The sequence below is a fragment of the Acinetobacter gyllenbergii CIP 110306 = MTCC 11365 genome, assembly GCF_000413855.1.
GTDB classification, from domain to species: Bacteria; Pseudomonadota; Gammaproteobacteria; order Pseudomonadales; family Moraxellaceae; genus Acinetobacter; species Acinetobacter gyllenbergii.
The window spans coordinates 1-2,198 of the sequence record NZ_ATGG01000041.1; the positions used below are offsets into that span (position 1 = coordinate 1).

Annotated in this window: 1 protein-coding gene and 1 pseudogene; one reads left to right on the top strand and one right to left on the bottom strand. The window is 44.2% G+C overall.

The genetic code is table 11. The features are described from left to right. Positions 1-1,636 (bottom strand): annotated as a pseudogene (locus tag F957_RS03100) (Tn3-like element ISAcsp1 family transposase); the annotation flags it as partial. Positions 1,637-1,730: 94 nt separating this feature from the next. Here F957_RS03100 and F957_RS03095 point away from each other — a divergent pair. After that, positions 1,731-2,198: recombinase family protein (locus F957_RS03095; protein WP_016660572.1), on the top strand; the 468-nt coding region annotated here is incomplete at its 3' end.

The following is a 2,198-nucleotide window of genomic DNA, read 5'->3' on the forward strand; positions in this document are numbered from 1 at the left end:
GATTGATCATCGCATCAGGCAAATCGTTGGTCGCTGCCATGCGATTAATGATTGCTAATTTCTGCTCCAATAGTGAAAGGCGACTTTGCAAATATAGATCACAATCAGTAGTAATGGTTAGAGGTAACTCATTGGACTGTTTTAGCTGATTAAATTTATCAGCAGTCACTAAATACTCATCGAAGTCTTTGAATTGGCGAGAGCCTTGTACCCAGAGATCCCCAGCCCGTAGCGAGTTTTTAAGTTCAGATAACACACATATTTCGTAATAGCGGCGATCAATACCATCATCGGTAAAGACTAGTCTTGCCCACCGTTTTTTGATAAACGCTATTGGAGCATTAGAGGGGATTTTTCGTGTATTATCAACATTCATGCTGCGGAGCAACTCTACAGCGGCAAGCATATCTTTTGCTGCTGGGGCAGCACGCAATTTAAGTATGGCAAGAAGTTCTGGCGCGTAACGGCGTAAAGTTGCATAGCTCTCGCCAATTCGTGGTAAAAAATCAAAGTCTTCGGGTTGCGCCAGTTTTTCTGCCTCAGTAATACTTGCTGCAAAAGCATCCCATGAAATAACAGTTTCGATGGCGGCAAACGGATCACTGCCATTTTGCTTGGCATCTAGCAAGGCTTTCCCGATAAGCCCATACAAACGCACTTTGTCGTTGATCGCTTTACCTGATGATTGAAATTGTTGCTGGTGTTTATTTTTTGCGATAGCAAATAGCTTTCCAATAATGCGATCATGCAGGTCAATAATTTCGTCGGTGATCGTGGCCATACTCTCCACAACGATTGCTACCAAAGTGGCATATCGACGTTGAGATTCAAATCTGGCCAAATCAGCAGGAGTCATTTGCCCACCTTCGCGAGCAATTTTCAGTAAGCGATTTTGATGAACGTGTTTTCCAATGTCTTCAGGTAGATCGATGGCTTGTAAGCACTTCAGCCGCTCAATGTGCTCAAGCATGTACTTTGAGTTTGGTTTAGCTGGTGACTGTCTAAGCCACCCCAATATTGTCAGTTTGCTGCCCTCTTTACGGTTCAGCAAAGCATCTATATTTTGACGATGAGTTTCTGAAAGTGAGCTCGTCAAAGCAGTATAAATTATGCGGTTGGCAGATGTGATTGCTTCTGCGCAAATACTATCAATTGCATTTATAGCTGGCAAAAGGACTGATTTTTGTCGTAAATTTTCAACGAGAGTTGTGGCTAAAATAAGACCTTTATCTGTCTGAAGGGACAAATCCACCATCATATTGACCGATTGCCGATAGTCACTCAAGGTGAATAGTTTGAACCCAAAAACTTTTTTCAATTCGGCAATATGTTCTCGTCTTGTTTGCTCGCGCTGACCATAATCATTCCAGCAGTCCACTGATATACTAAGTTGAGCAGCCATCATGAAAAGTAAGGGTTTGAATGGTTCGTCGTTAATACCCAATATCACTCCAGGGTAACGCATGTAGCAAAGTTGAATTGCAAAGCCTAGCTTGTTGGATGCCCCTCGATGTTGATGGACTATGGATTTATCAGAATCACTCAGAGTGTAATGCTGAAGCATAAAAGCTCTATCATCTGGAATTTCGAACAGGCTTCCCAATTCCGTGGACGACAAAATAGAATGGCGCGGCATGGCTCATTAGTCCCAAATAAACTAAACTATTAAAGGTACATTATTTTGTACCGCCACGCTTAGCTTTGCGCTGCAATTTCGCAAGGAGGTTCAATTGGGACAGAATGCGGCCATTTATTGCCGAGTATCAACGAACGATCAGTCCTGCGAACGACAGGAATATGACCTACGTGCCTACGCCAATCGTTGCGGCTACGATGTTGTCGGTGTTTGGAAAGAAACTGCATCAGGCAGTAAGGATGAGAGATTGCAAAGAAAATACTTGATGACCATGGCGCAATCTCGTGAAATCGATGCCATCTTGGTGACGGAATTGACACGCTGGGGCAGAAGCACCGTGGATCTCGTACAGTCATTACAAGATCTTGGGCATTTCGGGGTATCTCTGGTGGCACAAACAGGTTTGCAGTTTGACCTTTCCACATCTCAGGGAAAGCTCATGGCTTCTGTGATGTCTGCATTAGCAGAGTTTGAGGGAGATTTACTACGTGAACGTGTGCGCTCTGGTGTAGCAGCGGCACAAGCGCGGGGCGTTGTGTTTGGTCGTCGTCCTGGTCAACGT